Below are 25,513 nucleotides of genomic sequence, written 5' to 3' on the forward strand. Positions count from 1 at the left end.
CGGATAAAACGAATAATTTTTTCACAAATCAGGGTCAATCAAACCCTTTTAACTTGAATAGGTTAAGTCCTCGATCAATTAGTATCCGTCAGCTACGTACGTCGCCGCACTTACACCCCGGACCTATCAACCTCATCTTCTCTGAGGGATCTTACTTACTTGCGTAATGGGAAATCTCATCTTGAAGGGGGCTTCATGCTTAGATGCTTTCAGCATTTATCCCGTCCACACGTAGCTACCCAGCGATGCCTTTGGCAAGACAACTGGTACACCAGCGGTGTGTCCATCCCGGTCCTCTCGTACTAAGGACAGCTCTTCTCAAATTTCCTGCGCCCGCGACGGATAGGGACCGAACTGTCTCACGACGTTCTGAACCCAGCTCGCGTACCGCTTTAATGGGCGAACAGCCCAACCCTTGGGACCGACTACAGCCCCAGGATGCGATGAGCCGACATCGAGGTGCCAAACCTTCCCGTCGATGTGGACTCTTGGGGAAGATAAGCCTGTTATCCCCGGGGTAGCTTTTATCCGTTGAGCGATGGCCCTTCCATGCGGAACCACCGGATCACTAAGCCCGTCTTTCGACCCTGCTCGACTTGTAGGTCTCGCAGTTAAGCTCCCTTATGCCTTTGCACTCTACGAATGATGTCCAACCATTCTGAGGGAACCTTTGGGCGCCTCCGTTACTCTTTAGGAGGCGACCGCCCCAGTCAAACTGCCCGCCTGACACTGTCTCCTGCCCCGATAAGGGGCATGGGTTAGAATTCCAATACAGTCAGGGTAGTATCCCACCAACGCCTCCTCCGAAGCTGGCGCTCCGGAATCTCAGGCTCCTACCTATCCTGTACAGACTGCATCAGAATTCAATATCAGGTTGCAGTAAAGCTCCACGGGGTCTTTCCGTCCTGTCGCGGGTAACCTGCATCTTCACAGGTACTATAATTTCACCGAGTCTCTCGTTGAGACAGTGCCCAAATCGTTACGCCTTTCGTGCGGGTCGGAACTTACCCGACAAGGAATTTCGCTACCTTAGGACCGTTATAGTTACGGCCGCCGTTTACTGGGGCTTCAATTGGAAGCTTCGCTTGCGCTAACCTCTCCTCTTAACCTTCCAGCACCGGGCAGGCGTCAGCCCCTATACTTCACCTTGCGGTTTTGCAGAGACCTATGTTTTTGCTAAACAGTCGCTTGGGCCTATTCACTGCGGCTCTCTCAGGCTTTAACACCTTACCAGAGCACCCCTTCTCCCGAAGTTACGGGGTCATTTTGCCGAGTTCCTTAACGAGAGTTCTCTCGATCACCTTAGGATTCTCTCCTCGCCTACCTGTGTCGGTTTGCGGTACGGGCACCTCCCGCCTCACTAGAGGCTTTTCTTGGCAGCGTGAAATCAGGGACTCCGGGGATAATTCCCCTTGCTATCACAGCTCAATGTTATAGAAACGGGATTTTCCTCGTTTCACACCTTACTGCTTAGACGCGCATAACCAACAGCGCGCTCACCCTATCCTACTGCGTCCCCCCATTGTTCAAACGGCGGGGAGGTGGTACAGGAATATCAACCTGTTGTCCATCGTCTACGCCTTTCGGCCTCGACTTAGGTCCCGACTAACCCTGAGCGGACGAGCCTTCCTCAGGAAACCTTAGGCATTCGGTGGAAGGGATTCTCACCCTTCTTTCGCTACTCATACCGGCATTCTCACTTCTAGGCGCTCCACCAGTCCTTACGGTCTGACTTCAACGCCCCTAGAACGCTCTCCTACCACTGACACCAAAGGTGTCAATCCACAGTTTCGGTAATCCGTTTAGCCCCGGTACATTTTCGGCGCGGCGCCACTCGACCAGTGAGCTATTACGCACTCTTTAAATGGTGGCTGCTTCTAAGCCAACATCCTGGTTGTCTGGGCAACGCCACATCCTTTTCCACTTAACGGATATTTGGGGACCTTAACTGGTGGTCTGGGTTGTTTCCCTCTCGACTACGAATCTTATCACCCGCAGTCTGACTCCCAAACATAAATCTTCGGCATTCGGAGTTTGTCTGAATTCGGTAACCCGGGATGGGCCCCTAGTCCAAACAGTGCTCTACCTCCGAGATTCTAACGTTTGAGGCTAGCCCTAAAGCTATTTCGGAGAGAACCAGCTATCTCCAGGTTCGATTGGAATTTCACCGCTACCCACACCTCATCCCCGCATTTTTCAACATACGTGGGTTCGGGCCTCCAGTAAGTGTTACCTTACCTTCACCCTGGACATGGGTAGATCACCTGGTTTCGGGTCTACGACCCCATACTAAATCGCCCTATTCAGACTCGCTTTCGCTGCGGCTCCGCATTCACTGCTTAACCTTGCATGGAATCAGTAACTCGCCGGTTCATTCTACAAAAGGCACGCCATCACTCGTGATCAATTCCGAAGAAAAAATCAACGGAGCTCTGACTACTTGTAGGCACACGGTTTCAGGATCTATTTCACTCCCCTTCCGGGGTGCTTTTCACCTTTCCCTCACGGTACTGGTTCACTATCGGTCACTAGGAAGTATTTAGCCTTGGGAGATGGTCCTCCCGGATTCCAACGGAATTTCACGTGTTCCGTCGTACTCAGGATACACTCTGGAGAGAATGAACTTTCGACTACGGGGCTTTTACCCACTACGGCGGACCTTTCCAGGTCGCTTCGTCTAATTCATTCCTTTGTAACTCCGTATAGAGTGTCCTACAACCCCAGGAAGCAAGCTTCCTGGTTTGGGCTATTCCCGTTTCGCTCGCCGCTACTCAGGGAATCGATTTTTCTTTCTCTTCCTCCGGATACTTAGATGTTTCAGTTCTCCGGGTTTGCCTCAAGTACGCTATGTATTCACGTACATGTACTACCCCATTACGGGCAGTGGGTTTCCCCATTCGGAAATCTCTGGATCAAAGCTTACTTACAGCTCCCCAGAGCATATCGGTGTTAGTGCCGTCCTTCTTAGGCTCCTAGTGCCAAGGCATCCGCCGTGCGCCCTTTCTAACTTAACCTAAAATATTCATCAGTTTCCATCGCGTTTGAATGCTCTGGTCACTGTTAAATACTTTTCTTGAACACGACTAGACAGCGATGTAAAGTCAATGTTCATTAAAAAGGTATTGCATTGTCAATTACAAATGTAATCGACTCGATTGATTACTTGATTTGTTACTCTTAATATTGTTTTATCCAGTTTTCAAAGAACAAGTTTTGAAAGTTCATAATTTATCAAGTGAAAAACACTTAATAAACTTAATGAGCCTTCAAAACTGAACGCAAAACGTCAAGTTGCAGATATAATCTGCATTCCGAATGTTGAAAGGTCAAACACGAAGTGTTTTCGCTCTCGAACATAATCCTTAGAAAGGAGGTGATCCAGCCGCACCTTCCGATACGGCTACCTTGTTACGACTTCACCCCAATCATCTGTCCCACCTTCGGCGGCTGGCTCCCAAAAGGGTTACCTCACCGACTTCGGGTGTTACAAACTCTCGTGGTGTGACGGGCGGTGTGTACAAGACCCGGGAACGTATTCACCGTGGCATGCTGATCCACGATTACTAGCGATTCCGGCTTCATGCAGGCGAGTTGCAGCCTGCAATCCGAACTGGGAACGGTTTTATGGGATTAGCTCCCCCTCGCGGGTTGGCAACCCTCTGTACCGTCCATTGTAGCACGTGTGTAGCCCAGGTCATAAGGGGCATGATGATTTGACGTCATCCCCACCTTCCTCCGGTTTATCACCGGCAGTCACCTTAGAGTGCCCAACTGAATGCTGGCAACTAAGGTTAAGGGTTGCGCTCGTTGCGGGACTTAACCCAACATCTCACGACACGAGCTGACGACAACCATGCACCACCTGTCACCGCTGTCCCCGAAGGGAAAGGCATATCTCTATGCCGGGCAGCGGGATGTCAAGACCTGGTAAGGTTCTTCGCGTAGCTTCGAATTAAACCACATGCTCCACCGCTTGTGCGGGTCCCCGTCAATTCCTTTGAGTTTCAGCCTTGCGGCCGTACTCCCCAGGCGGAGTGCTTAATGCGTTTGCTCCAGCACTAAGGGGCGGAAACCCCCTAACACTTAGCACTCATCGTTTACGGCGTGGACTACCAGGGTATCTAATCCTGTTTGCTCCCCACGCTTTCGCGCCTCAGCGTCAGTTACAGACCAGAAAGCCGCCTTCGCCACTGGTGTTCCTCCACATCTCTACGCATTTCACCGCTACACGTGGAATTCCGCTTTCCTCTTCTGTACTCAAGCCTTTCAGTTTCCAATGACCTTCCACGGTTGAGCCGTGGGCTTTCACATCAGACTTAAAAGGCCGCCTGCGCGCGCTTTACGCCCAATAATTCCGGACAACGCTTGCCACCTACGTATTACCGCGGCTGCTGGCACGTAGTTAGCCGTGGCTTTCTAATGAGGTACCGTCAAGGTACGGGCAGTTACTCCCGTACTTGTTCTTCCCTCACAACAGAGTTTTACGATCCGAAAACCTTCTTCACTCACGCGGCATTGCTCCATCAGACTTTCGTCCATTGTGGAAGATTCCCTACTGCTGCCTCCCGTAGGAGTCTGGGCCGTGTCTCAGTCCCAGTGTGGCCGATCACCCTCTCAGGTCGGCTACGCATCGTCGCCTTGGTAGGCCGTTATCCCACCAACTAGCTAATGCGCCGCGGGCCCATCCTGCAGTGACAGCGTAAGCCGTCTTTCAGAGTTTGTTCATGCGAACAAACTGATTATTCGGTATTAGCCCCGGTTTCCCGGAGTTATCCCCATCTGCAGGGCAGGTTGCCCACGTGTTACTCACCCATCCGCCGCTAACATTATAAGAAGCAAGCTCCTTATAATGTTCGCTCGACTTGCATGTATTAGGCATGCCGCCAGCGTTCGTCCTGAGCCAGGATCAAACTCTCCATAATAGAGAAACTTGAATAGCTCGAGTTTCATTTTGCTGACTTCGAATCCGAAGATTCGTTTTTGTTTCGACTTAACGAAACGTTATATCTTGACGTTTTGCTGTTCAGTTTTCAAGGTTCATATACGTTAATTCCTCGCTGCATCTCAACAGCAACTTTTCTAATATAACATCCACAAAGCATAATGTCAACAACTATCTTCAAAGTTTGTTTTTAATTAATAAAATTTGGAGCGAGTGAAGGGAATCGAACCCTCATCATCAGCTTGGAAGGCTGAGGTTTTGCCATTAAACTACACTCGCATTATAAGTTAACGCGCCCGGAAGAATTCGAATCCACAACCTTCTGATCCGTAGTCAGACGCTCTATCCAATTGAGCTACGGGCGCTCTGTTAGAGTTGTTAGCAAGGAAATAATGCATTCCTTATATTTGGTGCGGTAAAGAGGATTTGAACCTCCACAGGGTTAACCCCTACTAGGCCCTCAACCTAGCGCGTCTGCCGTTCCGCCACTACCGCATTATTTTAGCGACAATCTTTATTATATAGCATACTAGCAATTTGTCAACATTTATTTTTCATCATAAGTGTGATGAGCCATACAGGATTCGAACCTGTGACCCTCTGATTAAAAGTCAGATGCTCTACCAACTGAGCTAATGGCTCTTGATTATATATGGATAAATTCTTCGCAACTCATTCATTTTACTTGAACTGCCTTCGGCGTTTCTCGCAAGTTTATTTAAATGATTCACATTCAATTAAATTGGCTGGGGTAGCTGGATTCGAACCAACGAATAACGGAGTCAAAGTCCGTTGCCTTACCGCTTGGCTATACCCCAATACTTTTACAACTAAACATCAATTCTTATTGTGGTGTTTTATACCGTTTCTATACTATAGAATAAAACATTAATTATTTCAAATGTAGAATACTTTTCCGGCAAACCTATTTTCGATAAGACCCTCGAAAATATGCCTCAATATCAAAACTTAGTTTTGATAGGAACTTCTAGGTAGAATTTTGAAAGCGAAGTGCGCTTTCGAAATTCTTTTCCGGCAAACCTTTTTTCGATAAGACCCTCGAAAATATGCCTCAATATCAAAACTTAGTTTTGATAAGTAATTCTAGGAGGAAACTTGGAACGCTTTGCGTTTCAAGTTTCTTTAATGACCCCTACGGGATTCGAACCCGTGATACCGCCGTGAAAGGGCGGTGTCTTAACCGCTTGACCAAGGGGCCTCGTTTTAAATAGATATAAATATAACGGCTAATTCATTCTTGCAATATATTGTTTTCCTAAGCCGACCTTTATTATTATAGACAGGTTGTTGGCTTTCGTCAACCCTTTATTTGTTTTTCTTTAAAAACATTAAAAAACAATGTTAGACCGCGTTTTACACGGCCTAACTGTTTTCCATTTACTTATTGATTTGTATCGAAATAGCTCCAGCACATTTTCCGCATCGGTACTTCTGCACGTTTACTCTTCTTTTTCGTTTATATTTCAGCTTGCATGATTCACATTCGTATATATAGAAGGAAGTTGATTTTTTATTTTGTGCAGCAAGCGGTTTACAAAATCTTGGGGAAGATGTTTCATTTAATAACTTCCGAAAATCCTCGTCCCGATGTCTGTATCCCTTTCCTTCTAGATGGAGGTGATAATGACAAAGTTCGTGTTTGATTACACCGACGAGTTCATCCATTCCATGGACTTTAAATACTAATGGGTTAATTTCGATTGTATGGTCTGCGAGCATATAACGGCCGCCTGTTGTACGTAATCGCGGATTATGCTTCGCTTGATGAAGGAACGGCTTTTTAAATACGTCAATGGAAATTGTCTTGACGAGCGTCTGTAATTCCTCATTCGTCATTACAATCCCTCCATTTAATCGTTAGTTTTTTTCGGTGGAATCATCGTTAAAGCAATTCTACCTTTTTCCCGGTCAACCGAATCCACCCATACGGTAACAATATCTCCGGATGCAACAACATCTAATGGATGTTTAACGAATCCTTTTTTCATTTTGGAAATATGAACGAGCCCATCTTCGGTAACGCCGATATCAACAAAAGCACCGAAGTCAACAACGTTTCTCACAGTTCCTTGCATTTCAAGTCCCTCGTAAAGATCTTTTGCATCAAGAATATCCGCTTTCAATAGCGGTTGTGGATAATCGTCACGCGGGTCTCTATTTGGCCTTTGTAAAGTTTCAATAATATCTTTCAAGGTGACTTCACCAACGTCAAGCTCAGTTGTCAATTCCTTAATGTTTAATTCGGATAGCGCTTCGGCCGCTTCCTTTTTCCCTAAAGATTCTTTCTTTACTTGCGCCTTTTCCAAAATGAGTTCTGCTACCTTATAACTCTCAGGGTGAATTCCTGTAGAATCGAATGGATCCTTCGCTTCTGGTACACGCAAGAAACCAATAGCCTGCTCGTATGTTTTCGCACCTAAACGAGGAACTTTTTTCAGTTCGTTTCTTTTCGTGTAGAGACCATTCTCTTCTCTCGATTTAACGATGTTTTCCGCGACTGTTTTTGAAAGACCCGCTACGTATTGAAGCAGTGATGAAGATGCTGTGTTGACGTTAACGCCGACCCTGTTAACAGCTGTTTCAACGACAAAAGTAAGGGAATCAGACAGTTTTCTTTTCGCTACGTCATGCTGGTATTGACCTACGCCAACAGAACCTGGATCAATCTTAACGAGCTCGGATAATGGATCTTGTAATCTCCGCGCAATTGAAACCGCGCTTCGTTCTTCGACTTGAAGGTCCGGAAATTCTTCTCTCGCCTGTTCTGACGCTGAATATACACTTGCGCCCGCTTCGTTTACAATAACGTACGAAACGCCGGCTCGTCCCTCTTTTAAACAATCCGCGATGAACATTTCCGTTTCACGGGACGCCGTACCATTTCCGATTGCTATAATCGAAATTGGATATTTCTCCAATATATTTATGATTGCGCGCTTCGATTTTTCTTTTTCCGGTCTTGGTGGATGCGGAAAAATAACGGAGACTTCAAGTAGTTTTCCTGTTTCATCTACAACAGCAAGTTTACATCCGGAACGAAAAGCAGGGTCTACGCCAAGTACAAAGTTCCCTTTTAGAGGCGGCTGGAGTAAAAGGCTTTTCAGGTTTTCTGAAAACACATGAATTGCTTGCTCTTCCGCTTTTTCTGTAAGCGTCGCCCGAATTTCACGTTCTATTGAAGGGGCAATTAATCGTTTAAATGAATCTTGAACGGCTTCTTCCACTTGTGCTGCAGAAGGAGAATGCGACTTGCGAATTAATTCTCGGGTCATAACGCCGATAATTCGTTCCTCTGGAAAGGAAACAGACAACCGTAGAATTCCCTCTTTTTCACCGCGGTTAAGCGCTAGTGTGCGATGGGGAACAATTCGTTTCAACGGTTCATGATAATCATAGTAGTTTCCGAAAACTTTTCGTTGATCTTCCGCGTCTTTTCGGACTGAAGATACAATTGATGCGTCCGCCCACGCGATTTTTCGAATCGATTCGCGAATTGCAGCATCATCAGCGATGTTTTCTGCAATAATGTCACGAGCGCCTGCCAATGCATCACCGATGGTTTCTACTTCTTTTTCTACGTTGACGTATTGTTTCGCAAGTTCATTTGGTTCTGTATCAGATAGTTTCAATAGTGATTCAGCAAGCGGTTCGAGACCTTTTTCTTTCGCCATTGCTGCACGCGTTCTTCTTTTTTGCATATAAGGTCTATATAAATCCTCTACGCGTTGAAGGACAGTTGCGCCCTCAATTTTCTTTTTCAATTCTTCGTCGAGTTTGCCTTGTTCTTCAATAATGCGCAGCACTTCTTCTTTTCTTTGCTCCAAACTTTTTACGTATCCATAGGAGTCTTCAATCGCCTTAATCTGCACTTCATCTAAAGAGCCGGTTGCCTCTTTACGATACCTTGCAATAAATGGAACTGTATTTCCTTCTTCCAATAACGCAATTACTTTTTCAGTTTGACCAACTGGGACAGATGCCCTCGCTGCAGTCAGTTTCAAAATATGCTTCAATACATTTCCCACCTTTCATCTTGTCATCTATTTTAACACAGAAAAGCCTGCTTCCGTTTAATGAAGCAGGCTTCCCGCTATGAATGTTGCATCGTCATCGTGATTGATTGTTTCAATAACACTTCGACTAATTTGGTTAAGGCATTTCGTTTTCTTCAATAATGACTTCGGACTTGATAATTGAATTCCATCAGAATGAAGAAAAAAGACGTCCCCTAAATGATAGTCATATTCCTGTGTATGCAATTTCTGGGGCTTCCCTGATAAATAACCCATTACCGGAAGGGGATAAATCATTTTCTTCCCATCTTGTAGCATATAAAACCTGACGTTTCCTACGCAACTATATTGAATTACCTTGTTCTTATAATCAATTTTCACGATTGCAACTGCCGCACCACGTTTTTGAATCATATATTCATTACATCTGCTAAGCAGTTCATCGAGAGATTCATCATGATGCTCTTTAATGACATTTGGAATTATTTCGGCGGATTGACGTGCAATTGGTCCACTTCCGAGTCCGTCTGCAATCGCACAAATGAAGTAATCGTCATCCGAATGTACAAAATATGCATCCCCAGACTCCATATTCCCTGACTTTGCCCTTTGATATATATTTAGTTCGACATGGTCATTGACAACTGTCTCCACTAAGACACCCCACCAGTAGTAGCCGCTGATATAGCTTCTTGTAATTTTTTAATCGCTTTTCGTTGTAGTCTTGAAACATGCATTTGCGAAATACCAAGTAATTCCCCTGCTTCTTTTTGGCTAAGCTGTTCAATATATGTATATTGAATGATTTGCTTTTCCCGTTCTGAAAGTACGACAAGCGCCTCTAAAACGAGCATCCGTTGATCGGTAGCTTCATAGCCTTCGTCAGTAGAACCAATTAGATCAAATAGCGTTACCGTTCCACCTTCTGAATCGGCATCCAAAGTATGATCCATTGATAGGGCCTGGTAACTTCTTCCCATTTCCATGGCTTCCAAAACATCGTCTTCGTCTATTTCAAGATATTCGGCAATCTCATGAATTTGAGGGGAACGTTGTAATTCAGTCGTCAACTTTTCGACTGTCGCTCTGATTTTCGGGCCAAGTTCTTTAATGCGTCTTGGGACATGAATCGCCCAAGTCTTATCGCGCATAAATCTTTTGATTTCACCAATAATCGTCGGAACGGCAAATGCTTCGAAACTCCGGCCAAAATCAGGATCATATCGCCTTATGGCACCTAGTAAACCTAGCATTCCAACTTGCACCAAATCTTCATGATAGGATTTACCATTTGAATATTTGTGAGCAAGTGATTGCACTAGCCTTTCATAATGAAGAACTAAATTCGTCTGTGCTTCTTCATCATTTGTTTCCTGACACTCTTTTATCCATTGTAGAACCTCATCTTTAGTATCTGATCTAGGAGGTGACTGTTTTGACATCCTTATCCACCTGCTCTTCACCAAGATATTTTGTCATAAAGACTGTCACACCCTCCTCGTGGTGGACTTTTACTTCATCCATCAATGTTTCCATTAAATAAAGGCCTAACCCGCCCTCTCGAAGGAATTCGACTTCTTCCAGTTCGTTGTATGGGCCAATATCCTTTTTCGCTTCTTCATAATTAAAGCTTTCCCCGTGGTCAGCTATCATAATTTCAATTTTATCCTCAAAAAGAGCACAACCTACTACGACTTCACCTTCATTATCTTGATACGCATGTTGGACTGCATTTGTCACAGCCTCACTCGTCGCTATTTTCAAATCTTCAATTTCGTCGTAGTTAAATCCAAGTCGGCTCGCGAGGCCGGAAATCGTCAGTCGGGCAATCCCGATATATTGCGCTTTAGCCGGTACTCTTATTTCTACATAGTCATAGGGTTGCATCGCGATTTTCACCTACTCCCTTCTCGATGTCAATAATTTCATCGAGACCCGTAATTTCAAATAATCGTTTTACCCGATCATTTACGCCAATAATTTTCACATAACCATCGTTTGCCTTTAATGTCTTATAAAACCCAACGAAAACACCTAGTCCGGTACTATCTATATAAGTTACATCAGTTAGATTCAGTTCAGCTTGCAAACCCGGTATATCTTGAACAGCCGCTAGTTTCTCTTTTAAAACTGGAGCTGTAAACGCGTCGATTTCACCTGCAATGTGAAAACGTTGAACACTATCTTCCTTAGACAATTCTACTGATAAGTTCATTTTCAACCCCCCGAATTTCTACTGTTTTTTTTAAAGTCCTAAAGGTTCTATACCCAATCTATTACTAACTTAAACCGGTTTATTCCCTTTTTTAAAAATCACGATTGAAAAGTCATCATGCAGATGGAAGTTCTGCATTTCCCCAAGTTGTTGGTACACGGTATCCGCAATTTGTTGGGCTGGTTCATCTTTGACTGTTTTCAAAATCTCTTTAATAATTTCCTCATCGATAAATCCATCTTCCGTTCTTGTTTCAGTTACGCCGTCCGTCATCATGGCTATAAAGTCGCCTTCATCTAAGACAACACTACGTTCTTCGTAATTTACATTTGGCTGAACTCCGAGCAACAAGCCCTTTGCATCAAGCTCAATAAAAGAATCTGTAGCCGCTTTGTATAACAAAACAGGTTCGTGTCCTGCGGAAGCATAGGAAAATAAGGATCCTTTCACCTCATATTTTCCGTAGAACATTGAAATAAACATTGAATCATCGACACTTTCTTCAACAATTCGATTCACAACATCCAGAACGACATGCGGACTGGAATTTTGCTGTTGCATATTATCCATACCAAATTTAATCATGGACATGCAGAGGGCTGCTGGAATTCCTTTGCCAATAACATCTGCAACTGCAACACTTGCGTAGTTTGAATCATCACTGAGAAAGTAAATATAGTCTCCGCTCATTTGTTTAGCAGGCACTGTTAAAAACCCAATATCAAGATCGCTAAATTCTGGCACCCTGGTTTTCAGCAATGTATTTTGAACTTTTTCTGCAATTTTCATTTCCAGGTCCAGTTCCTCTTGTTTTCGAATAAGACTTTGATGCTCTTGCAATGCGAGTCCATAATGAATCATCATTTCAATGAGGAAATCAAAAGAATGCCAAAAGTCTTCAGGTGCATCTTTAAATAATTCCATTAACGCGGATTTATGAATACCGATGACTTCTTCCGGCGAAATTTCTTTTTCGATAAATCGTCTACTAAATTTCTGACCCGCATATAAATCATTTTCACTTTTCGTATTGATATATCGATTCACGATTGCTTTATATTGCTTTTCTACTTCTTTCGGCATTTTCCCTCACCCCCTCAACGGAGCCATTTCACCGCGGTTATTGTAGTTCCTATGCCTTGTTCGGACTGTACATTAAATTCATCCATAAGACGTCGGACTCCAGGCATTCCCGCACCTAGTCCACCTGAAGTCGAATAACCATCATTCATCACTTTTCGAAGATCAGCGATTCCAGGACCTTCATCTGATGCAATAATCGTTATTCCATATTGGTTATTTTCATAGATTCGTTCAATTTTAATATTACCTTTTCCTGCGTATAAATAGATGTTACGGGCCAGTTCGCTTATCGCTGTCGTGATACGAGCTTGGTCAACGGTTCCAAAACCGATACTCTTTGCTTCGTTACGACCAAGCTGACGGGCAGCGACAATGTCCCATTCTGTATAAATGTCTACAGAAGATCGGCACTCCATAGTTAGGCCTCCAATTCTATCTGAAGTTTATCCAGTCCGTTTTCCAAGTCTAGCGCTGTCATGACGTTTTCCAAACGTATCCCAAGCTCTATTAGTGTTATTGCAACAGCGGGTTGGATTCCGGTAATTACTACTTTCGCTCCCATTAGGCTAGACATATTAATCACATCACCTAGTACTTTTGCTATGAACGAATCAATAAAATCGATTGGAGTTAAATCTATCAAAACACCACGCGCATTTTTCGAGTGCAATCTATTCAAGAGATCTTCTTGAAATTGAATCGCATTCTGATCGTCCAGTTCCCATTGAATGGACACGATTAAAATGTCGCCTAGTTTTAAAATTGGTATTCGCATATTCATAATTCTTCTACCTCCACTATTTTGCGATCCGTGAGTTTGAGGGCCTCCTGCATTCCACGTTGCAAAGTGCTTGTAGTTGTGAAATCTTTTAATTCAATTCCGAGAGCTACAATTGTCTGAGCAATTTCTGGGCGAATTCCGACCAGCATGCATTTCGCTCCAATTAGTCGAACAGCATCCGCAGCTTGTATGATATGGTGGGCAACCATTGTATCAACAACAGGAACGCCTGTTATGTCCAGTAAAACAACCTCGGCGCGTTGTTTCACCACACCTTCAAGAATGTTTTCCATGATTAGTTTTGCGCGCTCAGTATCGATCGTTCCAACCAGCGGCATGACCGATATTTTTTCAAATACCGGAATCAAAGATGCGGAAAGTTCTTGCAGCGCAATTCGTTGTAATTTCACGGTACGTTCCCACTCAACGGCGTACGCATCGATTATACTTTCGCGAAGAGGAGATATCCATTTGCTGAAAGATTTCATATACTCCCTGACATTCGAGTTATCAATAACCCCTTTTTCCTCCATCATCTCAAAGGAAATATCTGAAAAGTTTTCAATTGATTTATTGACAAATTTTATTGACCAGCCAAAACGAACTACTTTTTCTGTGAAGTCTGCTAGTTTTTCAGGGTTAACAACTTCGGAATGATGTAGATTAGAAGTCATTAATTCTGCAAACTCTCTGCTTGTCTTGTCGATAAGCTCGTCCGGCATGAAATGAAAGAAGCGTTCTTCCTCCACGTCTTTCATTCGATCTTCCCATCTTTCAAGAATACCATCTAAGTTTTCGTGAATGCACTGAACCATTTTATTATTCATGTTCGGTTATTGCTCCTCCCTTATTTCTAATTAATAGTTACTTCTATTGTAACGAATATTTATTAAAAACACACTCTTTTAGTCGAACAATTGAAAAAACACCACAGATAGAGACGCTGTGATGTTCCGTTTACTATATGTATTGTTAAAATTTGACGAGGCCGAAACTCACTTCTAGTGCTTCATCGACCTGTTCCATCAAAAATTCATCTAGATGTGTGATTCTATCGGTTAGCCTCGACTTGTCGATTGTACGGACTTGTTCGAGCAGGATCACCGAATCCCGCTCGAAATGATAGCGTTCCGCATCGATCTCAACATGTGTCGGCAATTTTGCTTTTTGAATTTGCGCTGTAATAGCCGCAATGATAACTGTCGGGCTAAATCGGTTTCCAATATCGTTTTGGATTACAAGAACAGGTCTAGTTCCGCCCTGTTCAGAACCCACGACTGGCGACAGATCTGCAAAAAAGACGTCTCCACGTTTTATTGCCAACTTCTCATCCTCCGCTAACGAGACGTTCCATCGTATGCTGGGCTTCAAACTCCACATGTAAGCATTCCGTGGCAATTTTCAAGTTGATTTGCGACATTTCGACATAACCCTTTATCATCGCTTCGCGAATCGTATCCGGCTCGTAATCTGATTCATATCTTTTTGTCGAAATATAAACAAAACCACCACGCTCTGGCTCCTGATGGACGACCGTATGTTCATTTTCATTCAACATTCGTTTCGGAATCTTTACAATGACTTCTCTCATGCTCTTTTTTGCACGCAATGTCAGCACCTCCAACAAACCCGTTCACTAGTTTACCTACCAATCCATCATAGCATCATTTGTCGACATTGAGAAGACATAGATACAAATAGATTGACAGGAAACTTCATGTTTCGTGGTTTTTTGTCGAATGCAGGCACTTATTATCGCGTTAAGGATTTGAAATATACACTCTAGGAATTCTTTTGGATAAGGAAACCGCTATTTCATATGGAATTGTGCCCAATCGTTCCGCCCATTCTTCCATATTGATTTCCTCATTCTCTTGCTTGCCGAGTAAAACAACTTTTTCGCCTACCGGCATTTCCTCGGGAAGCTTCACCATACACTGATCCATGCAAATCGTTCCGACTATCGGCACTCGCTTGCCGCCGATTAATACTTCTTGGCCGTGGAGTCCTCGTCGTAATCCATCTGCATAACCAATTGGCAATGTGCCAATCCATTCATCTTCCAATGACTGATACGTTGCCCCGTAACTAACTGACCAGCCTTTTTCCAGCCGCTTTACATGCGCTAATTTCGTTTCTAGTGACAGCGCTCGTTTGAGTGGAAACGGTAACTTTTGCTGTACATATTCAGATGGTGCAATCCCGTACAAGCCAATGCCAAAACGAATTGCATCAAGTTTGTAATTCGGATAGAGCAAGGTTGCAGCACTATTCGATGCATGAACCAGACGAGGTTTTTCCGTGAACAATTCGACAAACTCCATAAACTTAGCATATTGTTCATCCGTTGTCTCACACTGCTCCATGTCTGCGCATGAATAATGTGTAAAAACACCATCCACTATGACTTGTGTTGAATCTTTCGTGAAATTGATAATTTCTGCTAAAGACTTAACATCCCGAACCCCATAACGTCCCATGCCTGAATCAATTTTAACGTGCACTTTTAAAGGACGGTCAAATTTCTTTGTTAAACAAACTTCCTCTAACCACTCTGCCCCTGATACAGCAACTGTAATATTTAAATCCATTGCTGTTTCAGCAAAGTCCGCGGGGGATGGGCCCATGACGAGAATATCTTCACTTATCCCGAATTCGCGAAGCCGCACCGCCTCTTCTGGCGTTGCAACTGAAACCATTTTTGCTCCGGCTTCAATTGCAGCTTGTGCAGTTTCAACATCGCCATGGCCATATCCATCCGCTTTAACAACCGCAATAATGGACGTCTCATTGCCTAAATAGTCATTTAAAGCTTTTACATTGTCCCTGATTGCGTCTAAGTTGATCATTGCTTTTGTTGGGCGAAATAACTTCCTATTCGGCATATCCCTGACCTCGTTTACGGTGTAGTTCTATCTATTATCAATCTACACCGCTTCTTCGTCAACAACTTATTTCATCTCATCTGCTGACATCGACAAGGCAACATCGATCATTTCATCTTTTGTTAACGTCTCGGATGCAATGAAAAATGAAATACCATCAGCTTCCCAACGAATCGATTTGTCTGTAATAGCTGCTACAGCAAAACCTAAATCTACAGGATCTCCTTCTATTGAAACAGGCAACTTATGTTCAGGTCGTTGTACACGCTCTTGAACAATCGTAAATTCTTTTTCACCACCAAAAGTCATAAATGAACGAGTACCATTTTCAGTTTTCAACGATTCTTCATTTATAAGTGTGACATCTTTCCAATTCACTGTAGGGTAATAAGTTTCAAATCCTTCATCTGTTGAATCTTCATTTTCATCTTCCGCTTCCGCTTCGTCATCGGCTGGTTCAGATTCTTCGTTGTTTAACTCAACTGCATACTCATCCGCATTTCTTGCTGTACCCAACGTGATTTTGTTAAAGGTAATACGTATTTGTTCTTCTTTGTTTTCATCCAAAACAGAGACGTACATCGGCAACCATGTTTTTTTGTTAATATAAATTTTTTGGGTCGGCAAAACTTTGCGGTGATTATTTCTTGTTTCTGTTTCAAAGACAAACGCATCATCCTCTTCAGTCATCGTCGCACTTTTATCAGCTTTAATGTCTTCTGACAATGCTCCGATTAAGTATGCTTGACTGTTATGTGCAGGCCAATCACTTTGAAACTTGTACGTTTTTCCTAAGGACGGAGTGACAACGAAAACACCATCTTCATTACGGACAATCATTTGAGACTCTTCTTTACCGCTTTGTGTTACATGTACACGATAGAAATCGGGTTTCGTATGCCAGACGTCCACGTCATACAACCTCGGTTCTGATCCAGTCTTGATTTCCATCGTTGCTTGCAGCTCATACCCTTTCGAGTCATTCCACTTGTCGCTGAGCTTCTTCGTCACATTTTCTTTCGATGGCGCCCCACATGCTGCGAGGACAATTACGATTACAACAACTAACAAGGAAAATATCCGGCTACGCATATCTTTCATCCTTTCTCATTTCAATCGGGTACGTCATCTTATGAGGAAGGATTCGTGATTATGCTTCTAGAATTACTTGAGCGGCAGCAATTTTCTTTGTATGCGTAATGGAAATAAAACCAGTAACTAAGGACCCCTTGAAATAAAGGCGCGGCTTTCCGCTGGATTCAGGGATTATTTCAATATCTGTGAAGTTGCACCCCGCACCGATTCCGGTTCCAAGCGCTTTTGAAAATGCTTCTTTTCCAGCAAACCGACCTGCTAAAAATTCAGTTCGACGGTGACCGTTTAATGACCGATAAATTTTGGCTTCTGAACTCGTCAATATTCTAGCCACAAATTTTCCAGATTTTTCTTCTAGCTTCGCAATTCGGTCTAGTTCAACGATGTCTAAACCGATTCCTGAAATCATCGAAACTCTCCCCTTCCCTTTTCAAGACGAAAATATGTATAATGATGTATAGATTGAGGTGAAAAAATGTTTACTCGTACAGAAAGCTTTTCCGAATACATTCGATTTTATCCAATAGTAACGATTTTACTGTTTATAAATATAAGCATTTTCCTGATTACGTTACTACCGGGCATCGGTGTCATCGTTCAAACCGCCGGGATAGGCGTAAACTATCTTATTGCTGACGGTGATTGGTGGCGTTTTGTTACGCCCATGTTTTTGCACGGCGGATTTATGCATATTCTTTTTAATATGTTTTGTTTATTTGTATTTGGTCCCGAACTTGAAAAACTAACTGGCAAAATGCGTTTTACGACGTTATATATGCTTTCCGGTATTTTCGCTAACGTAGCGACATACTTTTTCCAAGATCTCAGTTATGCGCATTTAGGAGCAAGCGGCGCGATTTTCGGTATTTTCGGCGCATTTGGCGCGCTTATTTATTATACGAAACGCTCAATGCCGCAACTTCGCCAAATCATTTTACCAATTATCGTTATTAGCATCATTATGACGTTCGTTGGTCCGAACATAAACGCAACCGCTCACATAGCCGGGCTTGTTGTTGGATTTCTCATCGGCCTGAGTTACTTTAACCCGAAAAGAATTTTGAGTTGGAAAAGTCGATAAGAAGGCAGCCTAAGGAGATGAATCCTTAGGCTTTTTTATTCCAAGTTATTATCAACAATTAAGTCAGATTCAACTTTTCTCTCTCTCGATGGTTCATACCAATCAAGAATCCCGTTCGCATCTTCCTCTTCCATATAGCTTACTTGTGCATTAAACACGCCCACACCCGATTTTACACGCGCAGACACGATTGCGACATTCTTTTTACGGTGAAAGTAATTTTGTTTGATTTCCATCGATTGGATTCGGTTTTTCATCAAATAAGCTGTTTGTAAACTAAATCCTCGAAAACGCATCGTTAATTGATTCCCGAATATTTCAAACGCCGCTGAGCGATGTTGGAACAACCCCCATAATACGATGACGGGAATTAGCAACAATGAAAATAATCCGTATGGAAAGAAATAATACGTAAGTGCGGCGATTGCTGGTATCATCCATATAAAATCAATGCGATAATAATAACGCTTCCCGCGAGCTGGTACTTTTTGGGTCGGTTCCTTCACGACTAAATCCGGGAATATTTCTTTTAACGGACCGTTTATTGCGGATTTTTTTATTAATGGAAACAAATTAATCCGCGCACCTTCACCAAGACCCCCGCCTGCATTGTCGATGACGACATTTGCATATCCAAAAAGCTGCCTGAATGGGTTTTCAATAATACGGACGCTTTGCACACGGTTGAGCGGTACGGTCACTCGCTTTTTTTCAATTAATCCGCGAGAAATCACAAGATCTTCTTTGTCGAGCTCCACTGTAAATCCGTAATACCCCAAAAACGTCATGAGAACAGAAATACCCCAGATGATCAACAACCCAAGAAACACAGCGATGACAACGATTAAGATGCCGTACTTGATAAACTCGGAAATTTCCACATACATCTTATCAAATGGAATGAATTCTGCGAATTGGACTAGGAATATTAAAGCCCCGGACAAGATCAAACCTACGCCGCCAGATGTTGTCGCAAGGACAAGCAAATCTTTCCCAGTCATTTTATAAACCGATTTCAATTTTTGTTTTGGTTCAACAACTGGCTCGAACTCATCAAAAACATCTGGTTTGTGCGCTTTTCTTTGTTTCGCCTCCGCCATTTTCTCTTCGATTCGATTCGCTGCTTCTATTGTAATCGCAGTCAATTCTGCATCCGATTTAGTTATATCTGCACCACCCGCGGTTTCCACCTTGACCTTCACTAACTTTAACGGGCGATGTAAGATTCCTTCTGTATAATCGAGGCTTTGGATACGATGAAATGGAATATAGCGTTTCTTTTTTACAAATAAACCGTGTTCGATACGCAATTCGTCGTCTTCGAACCAATAAACAAACCTTTTCCATTTAATAATACCGGTTATGAAAAATACGATGATAAGTACACCAAAAATAATAAACGTTAGATAATCCCAATACCATTTCCCCGTACCTGAATCTTGTAGACCATTCGCAAAAACGAGAACGACTAATGGAAGTATCATTTCTTTCAATGTTTTCAATACTTCTATGAGCGCTGTAATCCAATGCAGTTTGTAACGTTCCTCAGACATCATCTTCCGCCACCCTTGCAAGCACAGATATCCGGCTTCTTAGCTCATCTGCCTCTTCCGTGACAAGTGCTGGAATCGTATGGTTCGTTGCCGCAGTAGATATCGTTATCCCCGCCAAATTATACTTTCGCAGTATTGGGCCTTGGGATGTATCGACATGTTGCACGCGGACCATCGGGATCAATGTACGCTTGACGATAAATAAACCGTGTTGCAATTCAATCTCTGATTCACGTACTTCATAACGCCAACGCAACCAACGGATTTTGGGGAATAAAACAATAAATAAGTATGCATAGATAATGACAACACCTGCCGCTATCGCATAAATCCCCCATGGCCATTCGTATATGTATGTCAGAACGCCTGCACCAACTGCTAAAAGCAAAACGATAATAGTTTGCATAATCCCGTATAAACGCCAGACGCGCAATCCTTTTTCTGAAATTCGATTCACTGGTTGTTTTCTCATTCGAATGCCCCCCTTCCTCCTTCTAGTCTATACGAAAGCACGAAGAAAATGTTTCACTTTTTGAAAAGTTTTCCCAAACGACCATAGACCGCAGCGAAACGACTAAAGATGAAGTTAATACGACTAATAATAAAAGTTATATCGCCGACTAAAGATAGCCGCCAAGCGACCATAAACCATCCGCAAACGACTAAAGAACAAAAAAAGCCCGGAAACGCATAAGCGATTCCGGACTTTTGCATACTTTATTATTCAGGTTTGCGTGAACGGCTTGCACCGCTACGGTTTCCGCCTTCACGGCCACGACGTGATCCGCCGCGTCCTCCAGAAGATGAACGGCCTCCGCCGCCTCCACGGAATGGACGGCCTCCGCCACCGCTTCGTCCGCCGCCGCGATTTCCACGGTTTCCACCGCGTCCACCACCGCCGCCTCTTGAAGGAAGTGGGCGTTCTTCAGAAATTGTAACCGGTGCATCATTTGGTTCGCGCGTTAGGTTTCTAAGCGCTGCTGCAACAATGTCTCTCGCCTCATATTTCTGAAGCATTTCAGAAGCAAGTTGCGTGTAATCAGTTAGCTCGCTTTTTTCGACAATCTCAGAAAGTTGCTCAACAGCAAGACGTTGTTGACCGATTAATGCCTCATCCGATGATGGCGGAGTCATTGGTGTCATAGCTTTTTTCGTAGTTTGCTCGACAATTCGTAGGTAACCCATTTCACGCGGAGTAACGAAAGTAACAGCAATCCCGCTTTTTCCTGCGCGTCCTGTACGACCAATACGGTGAACATAACTTTCTGGATCTTGCGGAATATCAAAGTTGTATACATGCGTAACGCCTGAAATATCTAGTCCACGTGCTGCAACATCTGTTGCAACAAGAATATCGATTTTACCTTCTTTAAATTGACGAAGAACCGACATCCGTTTTGCTTGCGTTAAATCTCCATGAATTCCTTCTGCTAGGTATCCACGAATCGTTAATGCGTGAGAAAGTTCATCAACCCGGCGTTTAGTACGGCCAAAAACAATTGCTAGCTCTGGCTGTTGAACGTTTAAAATACGTGACAATACATCGAATTTCTCGCGTTCATGCGCTTTAACGAAATATTGATCGATATTTTCAACAGTCATGCCTTTTGATTTGATTGCAACGATTTCTGGGTTTTTCATGAATGTTTCTGCAATACGACGAATTGGTGCTGGCATAGTAGCCGAGAACAGTAGTGTTTGACGTTCTGCAGGAACACTTGACATGATTTCATTAATGTCTTCGATAAAGCCCATATTTAACATTTCATCCGCTTCATCAAGGACGAGCGTTTGAACGTTATCAAGCTTTAATGTTTTACGTTTAATAAGGTCGAGTAAACGTCCCGGAGTACCGACAATAATTTGCGGGTTATTACGCAGGGCACGAATTTGTCGGCCAATCTCTTGTCCGCCGTAAACGGATAGTACTTTAGCGCGCTTGTCGCTACCGATTCGGTAAATCTCTTCTGATACTTGAATTGCCAATTCGCGCGTTGGTGCGATGACTAGTGCTTGTACAGAACGATTGCTCGTGTCTATTTTTTCAATAATAGGAACGCCGAATGCTGTCGTTTTCCCTGTACCCGTCTGCGCTTGTCCGATAATGTCTCTGCCTTCGAGTCCAAGCTTAATCGTACCTTCTTGGATTGGTGTTGCTTCTTCAAACCCCATGTTGCTTAAAGCGCGTTGTGTTGATTCGCTAATATTTAGCTCTGAAAATTTAGTCAAAATTTCAATCTCCTTTTTCTCCATTTGACAGTTGGTTACATTTGCAAATGAAAGCGCGGCAAATTCGAGCCTTTAAAGGGAACGTTTCCGATATTTTACATCCTCGTTTTTATGAGGGTATGGTTGAAAGGGAAAGCCCGGTCCTTGCCGAGCGGTTCGGTCAACGGACGCGTGCCCGCAAGTAATGAACAAACCGTTTTATTCAAAAAAAAGTACTCTTCATGCATGAAGAGTCTCAGTGAAATGTATCCAATGCTCATCAAAGTGTACCACGGGCAAACCTCTCCTGCAATCAAAGCGCTCAAGTAATACTAATCAGTTTACTTTAAATCTGTTTTTGACAATCATTCCTCATGAAATCGAGCACTTTCGAAAACCAGTCATTGCAGTCATCGCTATAACAAATATGATGTTTTCCTCTGGGTGATTTTATGAAGACCTTTTTTTCAGATCCGAGCGTTTTATATAAATGTTCCGCAGAGGAAAAAGGAACAATTTCATCTTTTTCTCCTTGCACGAGGCAAACGGGTATTTTTATTTGACTGTAGTATGGCTCCACCATTCTTACAATCCGTAAAAACTCGAACATCGCGCGAAGTGGTGTATGTGTTAATTTATAGTCGTATAAATGATGAAATGAGTTCGGCGAGTAATTTTTCGTTATCGATTCCTGCAGCATGATTCGAACATCTTCAAGCAGAAATCGCGGACTAATGTATTTCGCAGCGGCGCTTAACAATACGAGTTTGGACACCGGATAGCGAAGCGAAAGATATAGCGCGATTAACCCGCCCATTGAAAACCCGACGATTATCACGCGGTCTACCCTTTTCTGCAAGCGCCTCATCGCAAGTTCTGCTTCCATCATCCAGGATTCTGCCGACACATTCGACAAATTTAGCGTCACGCCATGTCCCGGCAAGGTTGGAACTTCTACTGACCAATCTGTGCGTGCTTTAACAAATGTGATCAGCGGTTGTACTTCATACGTTCCGCCCGTGAAGCCGTGGATGAATAAAACCCCAGTTTTCATGTATTTGTCTCTTTTAAAAACGGAGTAAGAATATTTTCAAGCGCCATTCCTCTGGACCCTTTTAATAGAATGACCGAGTCTGCATCTGTATTGTCACGTAATTCATTTACAAGTGGTTCGTAATCATCTTCTGACCAAAGTAGTTTCGATTGTAATGATTCATCTTGCAATCGTTCAAAAAGCCATTTCATTCGCGGACCATAGAGAAGAATCCCTTTTAGTTTCATGTCTATGAGCTTTGCAGATAATGATTCGTGATAAGCTTTTTCCTGGTTCCCGAGTTCCAGCATATCCCCAAGAACCACCCATTTTTCCGGGCGAAGCGATGTCTCTTTTAAAAATGAAAGTGCCGCGCGCATCGAGGTCGGCGCCGCATTATATGCATCATTAATAAACAACGCACCGTTGTCGGCTGAAACTGGTTGCATGCGCATATCAGTCAAACTTGCCGCTGATAGGGCTTCGCGTATATCTTCAGTCGATAAACCGACCTCTTTTGCAATTAAGATTGCTGCGAGGGCATTTTTCACTTGATGTGCGCCGTAAACAGGAATTGTGAATTGGCCTTCGTAAAGTCCAGTAACGACAAAGTCACTTCCCGCTGCTGTTGAATGAACATCTTGAAGCGCTAAATCATTGTTGGCCTGATAACCGAATGACGCTTTTTGGATGTTTTGTTGTTTTTCGACGAACGGGTTTAATAAAGGTTCATCCCCGTCGTAAAATAACTTGCCATTTGACGATAGGCCGTCAATGATTTCAAACTTCGCCTTGGCAATTCCTTCGCGAGACCCCAAGTCTTGCATATGGGCTTCGCCGATATTTGTAATGATGACATAGTCCGGTTTTGCTAACTTCGATAAAAATGAAATTTCGCCAAATCCGCTCATGCCCATCTCAAGAACAGCATATTCCGTTCCTTCATCGAGCGATAAAAGCGTTAGTGGCAGACCAAGTTCATTATTGAAGTTTCCTTCTGTTTTCCGGACATTGTAATAAGGCGACAAAACACTGGCCACTAAGTCTTTCGTGGACGTTTTTCCGTTAGATCCAGTAATGCCGATGACTGTGCAATCAAGTAGATCTCGGTACGTCCGAGCCATTTTTTGCAAAGCGAGTTCCGGGTCATCAACGAAGATTAGCGGAATGTCTTTCGGCGGATTTGGTTCGTCTTTCATCCAAAGCGCAGCCGCCGCTCCTTTTTCAATTGCACTTTTCACATAACGGTGTCCATTGACTTGTTCCCCTCGAAACGGGATGAATAAATGGCCTTCCCCGACAGTACGGGAATCAATGGAGACACCTTTAATCATTATGTTTTCAAGATGCTGTCCATCTTCTTGTAACCAGTCGGCAATTTTAATTAATGGTTGTTTCAATTCACTTCACACTCAATCCATCGTATATTGTATTTTTGATTTTTCAGCATGACGTTCAAGCGCTAATTCAATGAGTTCATCAATGAGTTCCGGGTATGTTACACCTGAGTTTTTCCATAATAACGGGAACATGCTCGTCGGGGTAAAACCGGGCATCGTATTTACTTCGTTGATGAGTACCTCATCGTCTGCGGTTACGAAGAAATCAGCACGGACTAATCCCGAACAATCGAGCACTTTAAATGCGCGAATCGACATGTCCTCCATTTTCTCTTTCACTTCTGAAGTGACTGTTGCAGGAATGATGAGTTCCGTGTTTCCGTCTTTATATTTTGCTTCATAATCATAAAAATCTGTAACAGGCTTAATCTCTCCAGGTACTGAACACGTTGGGTAATCATTCCCTTTTACGCTTAATTCTACTTCTCTGGCTGTGACGCCTTGTTCAACAATTACACGGCGATCGAATTTCAATGCGAAATTTACCGCTTCAATTAAGCTATCACGGTCCGTCGCTTTGCTAATTCCAACGCTCGACCCCAAGTTTGCCGGTTTGACAAACATCGGCCAACCCAGTTCTTGTTCCATTTGACCTAGTAACTGGTCGCGATCTTGTTTCCAACCGCTACGCACAAAATGGACATATGGCACTTGGTTTAGACCTACCTGCGCGAATAATTGCTTCATAGAAACTTTATCCATACCTGCAGAAGATGCGAGCACACCGTTTCCGACGTATGGAATATTCATCACTTCGAAAAAACCTTGGACGGTGCCATCTTCCCCGTTTGTTCCGTGTAAAAGCGGGAAGATCACGTCAGGTAGCCCTGCTCCGCCATTTAAAAAGTCATGAATGCTGTCTGGTTTGCTTTCGCCGTTTCCTGCTAAACGCAGTTCCTCGATTGTCTCGACCGGTTGCTCAAGCGGCTGTCCTTTTCTCCATTCGCCTTCATACGTGATATAAACCGGAATTACTTCATATCGGTCAAAGTTGACCGCTTGAATAACTGCACGCGCAGTTGATAATGAAACTTCATGTTCTGCGGATTTTCCGCCGTATACTAAACCTAAACTTTTTTTCATAGTTTTTCCCTCGCCGTTCATTTGAATTTGTATCACTAGTTTACCATGTGTACCCAACAAGCATGAATGAATAACTCAAAATAAATACTAAGTCATATAAAACATTGGCAACTTCTTCTC

Annotated in this window: 22 protein-coding genes, 6 tRNA genes and 2 rRNA genes; 1 reads left to right on the forward strand and 29 read right to left on the reverse strand. The window is 43.3% G+C overall.

What is annotated here, in order from left to right; translation table 11 throughout:
- Positions 1-58: 58 nt before the first annotated feature.
- The 23 genes from JSQ81_RS09550 to acpS form a co-directional block, all read right to left on the reverse strand.
- A 23S ribosomal RNA gene (locus JSQ81_RS09550) occupies positions 59-3,014 on the reverse strand.
- A gap of 352 nt (positions 3,015-3,366) precedes the next feature.
- Positions 3,367-4,922, reverse strand: a 16S ribosomal RNA gene (locus JSQ81_RS09555).
- The 16S and 23S rRNA genes sit together here with 6 tRNA genes alongside, the layout of an rRNA operon.
- A gap of 225 nt (positions 4,923-5,147) precedes the next feature.
- Positions 5,148-5,221: transfer RNA gene (locus tag JSQ81_RS09560), tRNA-Gly, on the reverse strand.
- Between the two features lie 12 nt (positions 5,222-5,233).
- A tRNA-Arg gene (locus JSQ81_RS09565) sits at positions 5,234-5,307 on the reverse strand.
- Between the two features lie 43 nt (positions 5,308-5,350).
- Positions 5,351-5,437 (reverse strand) — tRNA-Leu (locus JSQ81_RS09570).
- Positions 5,438-5,511: 74 nt separating this feature from the next.
- A tRNA-Lys gene (locus tag JSQ81_RS09575) sits at positions 5,512-5,584 on the reverse strand.
- A 101-nt stretch (positions 5,585-5,685) separates the two neighbouring features.
- Positions 5,686-5,760: transfer RNA gene (locus JSQ81_RS09580), tRNA-Gln, on the reverse strand.
- Positions 5,761-6,089: 329 nt separating this feature from the next.
- A tRNA-Glu gene (locus JSQ81_RS09585) sits at positions 6,090-6,161 on the reverse strand.
- 179 nt (positions 6,162-6,340) lie between these two features.
- On the reverse strand, positions 6,341-6,799 hold the full coding sequence (locus JSQ81_RS09590) for a SprT family protein (RefSeq protein ID WP_212607382.1): 459 nt from the start codon (positions 6,797-6,799) through the stop codon (positions 6,341-6,343).
- Positions 6,800-6,813: 14 nt separating this feature from the next.
- Positions 6,814-8,976 (reverse strand): Tex family protein, encoded by a 2,163-nt coding sequence (locus JSQ81_RS09595; RefSeq protein WP_249336690.1) that lies wholly within the window; start codon positions 8,974-8,976, stop codon positions 6,814-6,816.
- Between the two features lie 57 nt (positions 8,977-9,033).
- Positions 9,034-9,630: a PP2C family serine/threonine-protein phosphatase gene (locus JSQ81_RS09600; protein ID WP_212607383.1), complete on the reverse strand. Its 597-nt coding sequence runs from the start codon at positions 9,628-9,630 to the stop codon at positions 9,034-9,036.
- Positions 9,630-10,418, reverse strand: coding sequence for an RNA polymerase sigma factor SigB (gene sigB, locus JSQ81_RS09605; protein ID WP_212607384.1), 789 nt, complete (start codon positions 10,416-10,418; stop codon positions 9,630-9,632). The genes JSQ81_RS09600 and sigB overlap by 1 nt, the downstream gene beginning before the upstream one ends.
- Positions 10,396-10,863 carry an anti-sigma B factor RsbW gene (rsbW, locus tag JSQ81_RS09610; protein WP_212607615.1) on the reverse strand — a complete coding sequence of 156 codons (468 nt, stop codon included), beginning with the start codon at positions 10,861-10,863 and terminating at the stop codon, positions 10,396-10,398. Before rsbW ends, sigB begins: the two co-directional genes overlap by 23 nt.
- Positions 10,850-11,191, reverse strand: coding sequence for an STAS domain-containing protein (locus JSQ81_RS09615; RefSeq protein ID WP_212607385.1), 342 nt, complete (start codon positions 11,189-11,191; stop codon positions 10,850-10,852). The genes rsbW and JSQ81_RS09615 overlap by 14 nt, the downstream gene beginning before the upstream one ends.
- A 69-nt stretch (positions 11,192-11,260) precedes the next feature.
- Entirely contained in the window at positions 11,261-12,274 is a 1,014-nt protein-coding gene (locus tag JSQ81_RS09620; RefSeq protein ID WP_212607386.1) for a PP2C family protein-serine/threonine phosphatase, read from the reverse strand.
- A gap of 14 nt (positions 12,275-12,288) precedes the next feature.
- The gene (locus tag JSQ81_RS09625) at positions 12,289-12,690 is read right to left on the reverse strand and encodes an anti-sigma regulatory factor (protein WP_212607387.1); all 402 of its coding nucleotides are present in this window, start codon (positions 12,688-12,690) and stop codon (positions 12,289-12,291) included.
- Between the two features lie 2 nt (positions 12,691-12,692).
- Complete coding sequence (locus JSQ81_RS09630) at positions 12,693-13,055, reverse strand: STAS domain-containing protein (RefSeq protein WP_172370724.1); 363 nt, start codon at positions 13,053-13,055, stop codon at positions 12,693-12,695.
- The gene (locus JSQ81_RS09635; protein ID WP_212607388.1) at positions 13,052-13,882 is read right to left on the reverse strand and encodes an RsbT co-antagonist protein RsbRA; all 831 of its coding nucleotides are present in this window, start codon (positions 13,880-13,882) and stop codon (positions 13,052-13,054) included. Before JSQ81_RS09635 ends, JSQ81_RS09630 begins: the two co-directional genes overlap by 4 nt.
- A 145-nt stretch (positions 13,883-14,027) precedes the next feature.
- Positions 14,028-14,378, reverse strand: coding sequence for a type II toxin-antitoxin system PemK/MazF family toxin (locus JSQ81_RS09640; RefSeq protein WP_210470845.1), 351 nt, complete (start codon positions 14,376-14,378; stop codon positions 14,028-14,030).
- 4 nt (positions 14,379-14,382) lie between these two features.
- Positions 14,383-14,664: a transcriptional regulator gene (locus JSQ81_RS09645; protein WP_249336691.1), complete on the reverse strand. Its 282-nt coding sequence runs from the start codon at positions 14,662-14,664 to the stop codon at positions 14,383-14,385.
- Between the two features lie 151 nt (positions 14,665-14,815).
- Positions 14,816-15,940 (reverse strand): alanine racemase, encoded by a 1,125-nt coding sequence (gene alr, locus JSQ81_RS09650; RefSeq protein WP_212607389.1) that lies wholly within the window; start codon positions 15,938-15,940, stop codon positions 14,816-14,818.
- A gap of 66 nt (positions 15,941-16,006) precedes the next feature.
- Positions 16,007-17,032, reverse strand: a complete 1,026-nt coding sequence (locus tag JSQ81_RS09655; RefSeq protein ID WP_212607390.1) for a LolA family protein — start codon at positions 17,030-17,032, stop codon at positions 16,007-16,009.
- 58 nt (positions 17,033-17,090) lie between these two features.
- Positions 17,091-17,444: a holo-ACP synthase gene (acpS, locus tag JSQ81_RS09660; protein ID WP_212607391.1), complete on the reverse strand. Its 354-nt coding sequence runs from the start codon at positions 17,442-17,444 to the stop codon at positions 17,091-17,093.
- 66 nt (positions 17,445-17,510) lie between these two features.
- Between acpS and JSQ81_RS09665 the strand changes: the two genes are divergently transcribed.
- Positions 17,511-18,116, forward strand: a complete 606-nt coding sequence (locus JSQ81_RS09665) for a rhomboid family intramembrane serine protease (protein WP_212607392.1) — start codon at positions 17,511-17,513, stop codon at positions 18,114-18,116.
- A 35-nt stretch (positions 18,117-18,151) separates the two neighbouring features.
- Here JSQ81_RS09665 and JSQ81_RS09670 read toward each other — a convergent pair whose 3' ends face one another.
- From JSQ81_RS09670 to JSQ81_RS09695, 6 genes are all read right to left on the reverse strand, one after another.
- A complete protein-coding gene (locus JSQ81_RS09670; protein ID WP_212607393.1) occupies positions 18,152-19,669 on the reverse strand; it encodes a PH domain-containing protein in 1,518 nt (505 codons plus the stop codon).
- Positions 19,662-20,141, reverse strand: a complete 480-nt coding sequence (locus JSQ81_RS09675; protein ID WP_212607394.1) for a PH domain-containing protein — start codon at positions 20,139-20,141, stop codon at positions 19,662-19,664. Before JSQ81_RS09675 ends, JSQ81_RS09670 begins: the two co-directional genes overlap by 8 nt.
- Positions 20,142-20,389: 248 nt before the next feature.
- Positions 20,390-21,898: a degradosome RNA helicase CshA gene (locus JSQ81_RS09680; protein WP_212607395.1), complete on the reverse strand. Its 1,509-nt coding sequence runs from the start codon at positions 21,896-21,898 to the stop codon at positions 20,390-20,392.
- A 325-nt stretch (positions 21,899-22,223) separates the two neighbouring features.
- Positions 22,224-22,931 (reverse strand): alpha/beta hydrolase, encoded by a 708-nt coding sequence (locus JSQ81_RS09685; RefSeq protein ID WP_212607396.1) that lies wholly within the window; start codon positions 22,929-22,931, stop codon positions 22,224-22,226.
- On the reverse strand, positions 22,928-24,310 hold the full coding sequence (gene murF / locus JSQ81_RS09690; RefSeq protein ID WP_212607397.1) for a UDP-N-acetylmuramoyl-tripeptide--D-alanyl-D-alanine ligase: 1,383 nt from the start codon (positions 24,308-24,310) through the stop codon (positions 22,928-22,930). Before murF ends, JSQ81_RS09685 begins: the two co-directional genes overlap by 4 nt.
- A gap of 12 nt (positions 24,311-24,322) precedes the next feature.
- A complete protein-coding gene (locus JSQ81_RS09695) occupies positions 24,323-25,393 on the reverse strand; it encodes a D-alanine--D-alanine ligase (RefSeq protein ID WP_212607398.1) in 1,071 nt (356 codons plus the stop codon).
- Between the last annotated feature and the right edge of the window lie 120 nt (positions 25,394-25,513).

The organism is Sporosarcina sp. Marseille-Q4063 (assembly GCF_018309085.1).
Lineage (GTDB): Bacteria > Bacillota > Bacilli > Bacillales_A > Planococcaceae > Sporosarcina.

What these genes read in the sequence shown, in the direction of transcription:
- JSQ81_RS09590 (WP_212607382.1), bottom strand. Translation starts at nt 6,799, where the DNA reads ATGACGAATGAGGAATTACAGACGCTCGTCAAGACAATTTCCATTGAC.
- sigB (WP_212607384.1), bottom strand. Translation starts at nt 10,418, where the DNA reads ATGTCAAAACAGTCACCTCCTAGATCAGATACTAAAGATGAGGTTCTA.
- rsbW (WP_212607615.1), bottom strand. Translation starts at nt 10,863, where the DNA reads ATGCAACCCTATGACTATGTAGAAATAAGAGTACCGGCTAAAGCGCAA.
- JSQ81_RS09615 (WP_212607385.1), bottom strand. Translation starts at nt 11,191, where the DNA reads ATGAACTTATCAGTAGAATTGTCTAAGGAAGATAGTGTTCAACGTTTT.
- JSQ81_RS09620 (WP_212607386.1), bottom strand. Translation starts at nt 12,274, where the DNA reads ATGCCGAAAGAAGTAGAAAAGCAATATAAAGCAATCGTGAATCGATAT.
- JSQ81_RS09625 (WP_212607387.1), bottom strand. Translation starts at nt 12,690, where the DNA reads ATGGAGTGCCGATCTTCTGTAGACATTTATACAGAATGGGACATTGTC.
- JSQ81_RS09630 (WP_172370724.1), bottom strand. Translation starts at nt 13,055, where the DNA reads ATGAATATGCGAATACCAATTTTAAAACTAGGCGACATTTTAATCGTG.
- JSQ81_RS09635 (WP_212607388.1), bottom strand. Translation starts at nt 13,882, where the DNA reads ATGAATAATAAAATGGTTCAGTGCATTCACGAAAACTTAGATGGTATT.
- alr (WP_212607389.1), bottom strand. Translation starts at nt 15,940, where the DNA reads ATGCCGAATAGGAAGTTATTTCGCCCAACAAAAGCAATGATCAACTTA.
- JSQ81_RS09655 (WP_212607390.1), bottom strand. Translation starts at nt 17,032, where the DNA reads ATGCGTAGCCGGATATTTTCCTTGTTAGTTGTTGTAATCGTAATTGTC.
- acpS (WP_212607391.1), bottom strand. Translation starts at nt 17,444, where the DNA reads ATGATTTCAGGAATCGGTTTAGACATCGTTGAACTAGACCGAATTGCG.
- JSQ81_RS09665 (WP_212607392.1), top strand. Translation starts at nt 17,511, where the DNA reads ATGTTTACTCGTACAGAAAGCTTTTCCGAATACATTCGATTTTATCCA.
- JSQ81_RS09670 (WP_212607393.1), bottom strand. Translation starts at nt 19,669, where the DNA reads ATGTCTGAGGAACGTTACAAACTGCATTGGATTACAGCGCTCATAGAA.
- JSQ81_RS09675 (WP_212607394.1), bottom strand. Translation starts at nt 20,141, where the DNA reads ATGAGAAAACAACCAGTGAATCGAATTTCAGAAAAAGGATTGCGCGTC.
- JSQ81_RS09685 (WP_212607396.1), bottom strand. Translation starts at nt 22,931, where the DNA reads ATGAAAACTGGGGTTTTATTCATCCACGGCTTCACGGGCGGAACGTAT.
- JSQ81_RS09695 (WP_212607398.1), bottom strand. Translation starts at nt 25,393, where the DNA reads ATGAAAAAAAGTTTAGGTTTAGTATACGGCGGAAAATCCGCAGAACAT.